Annotated in this window: 3 protein-coding genes; all 3 read right to left on the reverse strand. The window is 71.6% G+C overall.

All coding sequences use genetic code 11. The annotated features are described in order from the left end of the window. Positions 1-4,505 (reverse strand): glutamate synthase-related protein (locus VH112_11820; protein HEX4540922.1); only part of this gene is annotated, 4,505 nt, incomplete at its 3' end. 413 nt (positions 4,506-4,918) lie between these two features. Next, entirely contained in the window at positions 4,919-5,632 is a 714-nt protein-coding gene (locus VH112_11825; GenBank protein HEX4540923.1) for a lysophospholipid acyltransferase family protein, read from the reverse strand. An 8-nt stretch (positions 5,633-5,640) separates the two neighbouring features. After that, positions 5,641-5,896 (reverse strand): transcriptional regulator (locus VH112_11830; protein HEX4540924.1); only part of this gene is annotated, 256 nt, incomplete at its 5' end.

Here is a 5,896-nt window from a genome sequence, read left to right on the forward strand (position 1 = left end):
CCGATGGCGACCAGCGCGGTGTTCAGCCGGGCTGGGAGCAGGGCGCGCGGATCCCACACGTACGCGGCGCCACCGGTCATCCCTGCGCCGAGGTTGTAGCCGACCGGCCCCAGGATGACGACCGTCCCACCCGTCATGTACTCGCAGGCGTGGTCGCCCGCCCCTTCCACCACCGCGGTGGCACCGGAGTTGCGCACGGCGAAGCGCTCGCCCGCCGAGCCGGCGATGAACACCCAGCCGTCGGTCGCGCCGTAGAGACAGGTGTTGCCGGCGAGCACCGGGTCGCCAGCGTCGTTGCCCGGAGGACGGATCACGATCCGTCCTCCGCCCATCGCCTTGCCGACGTAGTCGTTGGCCTCACCCACCAGCTCGAGCTCGATCCCGTGGGTGAGGAAGGCGCCGAAGCTCTGTCCGGCAGCTCCTTCGAACTGGACCACCGCCGTGCCGAGCGGTGCTCGCCCGCCCCACTCGAGGGCGATCGTTCCCCCGAGCGACGCCCCAACCGCTCGGTCGCCGTTGGTGATGGGGTAGGACAGCTCGATGTCCCGACCCTCCCACACCGTTCGGAAGGCGTCGGCCTCCAGGCGATCGCCGAGCTGGGACCGCGGGCGCTGGATCGGGGCGGTGGCCACGAACCGTCGGGGGGCCGCGGTGTCGGTCGGGGGGACGAGTAGCGGGCCCAGGTCGACGGTGTCGACGCGCTCGTCGCCGGTCGACCGCTGGCGCAGGCACTCAACCCGGCCGATCGCCTCGTCGAAGCTGCGCAGGCCGATCGAGGCCATCAGGGTGCGGGCTTCCTGGGCAACGAAGAGGAGGTAGGCGGCGACGCCCTCGGGGGTGCCGGCGAACTTGGCCCTGAGGTTGGAGCGCTGGGTGGCGATGCCGGTGCTGCAGGTGTCGCGGTGACAAGCTCGCAGCATGATGCAGCCCTCGGCCAGCATGGCGGCGGTCCCGAACGAGTACTCGTCGGCACCGAGAAGGGCGGCGATGAGCACGTCGCGACCTGTCATGAACCCGCCGTCGACCCGAAGGCGGACGCGATCGCGTAGGCCGTTCTCGATCAGCACGCTCTGGGTCTCGGCCAGTCCGGTCTCCCAGGGCATTCCGGCGTGTTTGATGGAGGAGAGCGGAGAGGCGCCCGTGCCACCGTTGCAGCCGCTCACCTGCACCACGTCGGCCAGCGCCTTGACCACGCCAGCGGCGACCGTGCCCACGCCATCGCAGGCAACGAGCTTCACCGACACGTCGGCGTGGCGGTTCACCTGCTTCAGGTCGAAGATGAGCTGGGCCAGGTCCTCGATGGAGTAGATGTCGTGGTGGGGTGGGGGCGAGATGAGCGAGACACCGGGCTGGGTGTGGCGCAGTCGCGCGATCTCCTCGGAGACCTTGTGGCCCGGGAGCTGTCCACCCTCGCCCGGCTTGGACCCCTGGGCGATCTTGATCTGGAGCTCGTCGGCGTAGGCGCAGTACTGGGGTGTGACGCCGAAGCGCCCCGAGGCGATCTGCTTGATGCGGCTGTTCTTGTCGCCCGAGGGCTGACCCCGGGTGAGGTACCGGAAGGGATCCTCGCCTCCCTCACCACAGTTCGATCGCCCACCGATGAGGTTCATCGCCTCGGCGAGGGTCTCGTGGGCCTCGGCCGAGAGCGACCCGTGGGACATGGCACCGGTCGAGAAGCGCTTGGCGATCTCGGCGGCGGGCTCCACCTCGTCGACGGGAATCGCGGGGCCGATGGAGACCAGCTCGAGCAGATCGCGCAGCTCGGTCGGCGGCCGGCCGTGCACGAGCTCGGCAAACTTGAGGTAGATGTCCTCGCGGTCACCGCGGATGGCCTGCTGGAGCAGATGGGCGGCGGTCATGCCGTTCAGCGCGTCGACGACGTCCTTGTTGTGCGCGTGGTACTCGCCTCCCCGCTTGAGATCCCGGTAGTAGCCGGGGTTCTCCAGTCGGCTCCTGGCGCCGCGCCGGCCGCCGCGCTGGGGACGCTCGCCGTCCTCGTCGCTGTCGTCGTCGCCGTTGTCGCTGGCCGTGTCATCGCCGGTGTCGTCGCCTGTCGGCCCGGCTCTGGGTGGGATCCTGGCCGTCGTCGTTCCCTCCGCCTGCCGCGCCGCCTTGGCCTCTCGTGCCGCCTTGGCCCGGGCTGCCAGACGCTCCGCCCTGGCCTCCTTGGATTCAGCTTCACCGCCACCGTCACCGTTGGCTTGGCGGGCCGCCTTTGCCTCCCTCGCCGCTTGGAGCTTGGCCTCCCGGTCGCTCGACGCGGCGCCATCACCATTGGCCGCGACGCCGACGGCATCGGCGAGGCCGGATTCGGCGTGACGGGCGAGCGCGTCCTCGCCGAGCGCCCGCCAGCCAAGGCCTCCGACGGGTGAGGGCGTACCCGCGAAGCTCGTCTGTACGACCTCCGCCGCGAGCCCGACGATCTCGAAGATCTGGGCGCCCCGGTACGAGTCGACGGTCGAGATACCCATCTTGGACATGATCTTGAGGACGCCATCTTCGACCGCGGCCTGGTAGTTCTCCTGGGCAGCGGCGCTCACCGCGCCGCCCTCCTCGGAGGCGTCGGCGTCGGCGGCGACGCTCTGGAGGGCGAGGCGGGGGCAGACGGCGTCGGCGCCGTAGCCGAGGAGGCAGGCCATGTTGTGGGTGTCCCGGGCGTCGTCGGCCACCACGAGCAGGCTGGTGGCAGCCCGCCGGCCCTCTGACACGAGCCGGTGGTGGACTGCACCGGTGGCGAGCAGCGATGGGATCGGAGCGCGCTCCGCCGAGACGCCATCCTGGGTGATCACGAGGAGGCCGCTACCGCCGGCCACCAGGCGGGCGGCCTCGTCCTGCAGGCGCTCCACGGCCTCCTGCAGACCGGCGGCGCCGGCGTCGACCAAGAAGGTGGCGTCGAGCTCGGCCGGGCGGAACGGAGCCGCGGCCGGCCCCCGCAGCTGCTCCAGGGTCGAGGGTGTCAGGAAGAACGAGGGCAGCTCGACGAGGTGCGCGGCTTCGGGTCGCTCCGACAGCAGCGCGGAGCGGGGCCCGATCAGGGTGCGGAGGCTCATGACCAGGCGCTCGCGCAGGTGGTCGATGGCCGGGTTGGTGACCTGGGCGAAACGCTGCTTGAGGAAGTGATGGATGGGACGGGGACGACCGGCCCAGTTCGGAAGGGGGGTGTCGTCGCCCATCGAGAAGATCGGCTCCTTGGCGTCAGCCGCCATGGGCTTGATCACCATGCGCATCTCCTCGACCGTGTAGCCGTGGGCGATCTGGCGACGCTCCAGCTCCTCGGTCGGCGGGGTGTCCTCGACGGGCCGACTTGGTCCGACCTGGATCAGACCGTCAGCGGCCCAGCGGGCGTAAGGAGCCTTGGCCGCCAGCCCGGCCTTGCAGTCGCCGTCGAGGTACACGCCTCGGCCCGGATCGACGAAGATCATCTGGCCTGGTCCCAGACGGCCGCGCCGGACCTCGCCTCGTCCGGTCAGGTCCACCGCTCCCGCCTCCGAGCAGCAGGCGACCATGCCGTCCTCGCAGATCGTGTAGCGCAGCGGGCGAAGACCGTTGCGGTCGAGGGCCGCACCCACGCCCGTTCCGTCGGTGAAGATGAGCCCCGCGGGCCCGTCCCAGGGCTCGACGAGACAGGCGTGGTAGCGGTAGAAGCCGAGCACGGCGGCGTCGAGGTCGCGCTCGCCCTCCCATGCCTCGGGCACGAGCATGGCCACGGCGTGGCGGATGTCGCGTCCGCCCCGGACGAGCACCTCCACTGCGGAGTCGAGACGCCCGGAGTCGGGCTCGGTCTCGTCGAGGAGCGGCCGGAAGAGCGCTTCGGGGCCGAGGCCGGCCTCCTCGGTGCCCAGTCGGGCGCGCGCCCGCATGCGGTTCTGGTTGCCGGCGATGGCGTTGATCTCGCCGTTGTGACAGAGGGTGCGGAAGGGCTGGGCCCGCTCCCACGTGGGCAGCGTGTTGGTCGAGAACCGCTGATGGAACACGACGAGGGGCGAGACGTAGCGCTCGTCGGCCAGGTCCAGGTAGTACCGCGACAGCAGGCGGGCGGCCACCAGGCCCTTGTAGGCCACGGTGTGGAAGGAGCAGCTGGCCACGTACGTGCCGCCGGCCGTGGCGTCGATACGCCGGCGCAACCGATAGGCGGCGCGCTCGTCGGGCTGCGGGGTCTCGAGGATCGCCTGGAGGAACTCGGGCCGGCTGTCCTGGGCGAGCACGCCCAGGTGCTCCTCGTCGGTGGGCGGGGTGCGCCAACCCACGACCGCGATGCCTTCCTCGGCCGCGGCCGCCTCGACTGCGGGGCGGGGATCGTCACCGCGTACGAAGAGGCTGGCCACTCCGTGGGGCACTCCGTCAGGCCCCTCGCCGAAGATGGCGCGGGGGATGCCGAGGAGCACACCCGACCCGTCGGCGGTGAGGGCGTCGGCGGCGACGGCGCCGCGGTGGGTCATGCAGGCGAGCGCGGAGAGGGCCGTCTCGACGATGTCGCGCGACGCTCGACCCTCCCGGTCGGTCACGAAACCAATGCCACAGGCGTCTCGCTCAGGGCGCACTTGGGTACCACCTCGCAACGTCGGTACTTCGGGACAGGTGAGCCGGCCGTGCTCGAGGCGCCATTGCCCACGTACCCGCCTGATCGGCAGGCAGCCGCAGCGCTGCGGTATCAACCCGGAGCTGGGCACCTCAAGATACCCCACCGGCAGGGTGACCGGTGCACGTGTGCTCTGTCGCCGGGCTAGCGGTCCGAGCGTAGCGGCCAGCGTCGGGACGACCGATCGGTCGCCACCGGCCGGTCGCCGTCCAGGGCCCAGGCCCGCCTCCAGGCTCCGATGGCGGGGCCGCCGAGGCTCGGTGTCCGGCCGGCCGCGGCACGACGCCGAGCCGACCACCAGTCGGTGGCCGTCTCGTCGGCCAGGGCAGCCACCGCGGCCTAGATTCGGATCGAGAGCCGCCGGGCGTCCTCGTCGGGCCTGGGCCACAACGGCCGTCCGATGCAGACCCGTGTCGAGCCCGGTCGCAGCGTCCCGCTTCCCCTGGCGAGGATCCGGCGGGTGCCGTCGAGGTACATGGGCACCACCGGCAGCCCCGAGCGCGTCGCCAGGTAGGCGGCACCGCCGCGGAACGGACGCGCCCAGCCGTCCGGAGTCCGCCCCCCTTCGGGGAAGATCACCATGCTCCACCCTCGTCGCAGCAGCTCGCCGGCCTCCTCCTCCGAGCGCCGGTTGACGCGCTGGCGCTCGATGGGGATGGCGGCGATGGCGAACGACCACAGCGCCGCCTTCCAGCGGGTGTCGAAGAAGTAGTCGGCGCCCGCCCCGACCAGCGTCCGGTGGCGGAAGCGCGACGGGAGCACCGACAGCACCAGCGGCGTGTCGAGGTGGCTGGCGTGGTTGGCGGCGAAGATGGCCGGGCCGTCGAGGTGCTCGATCCGATCGAGGCCGTCGACGCGCGGTGAGGCCAGTACCTTGACCATCGGCCGGGCCAGCCAGTCGAGCAGCGCCGCCCGGGCCACCCGGACGCCATAGCGGCGCGACCAGGCCGTGTCGTAATCGATGCCCACGGAGCGCTCGAGCGGCGGCGGCTCCACACCGTCGGGCCACGTCGGTGCGGCCCAGGGAAACGCCGGTCGAGGAATGGTGGGCACGATGGGACTCAGCTCACGTTCGCCATCAGCAGCGGCGGGGCGTGCAGGTGCGTGATCGACGGCTCCGGGCCGACGACGTCCTCTGCCATCTCCAGCGCATCGCCGAGGCCCGAGGCCGGCTTGAAGCCCAAGCGCCGTACCGCCCGCCGGTCACCGCCCACCACGATGACGGCCCCCAGGTGCTGAAGGGCGTGGGCCCCCCAATACCACATGTAGAACGGGTGCACGCCGTGGTAGGCGTGCCCGGTCCGGTAGAGATGCACG

It is taken from the genome of Acidimicrobiales bacterium (assembly GCA_036270875.1).
GTDB lineage: Bacteria > Actinomycetota > Acidimicrobiia > Acidimicrobiales > AC-9 > AC-9.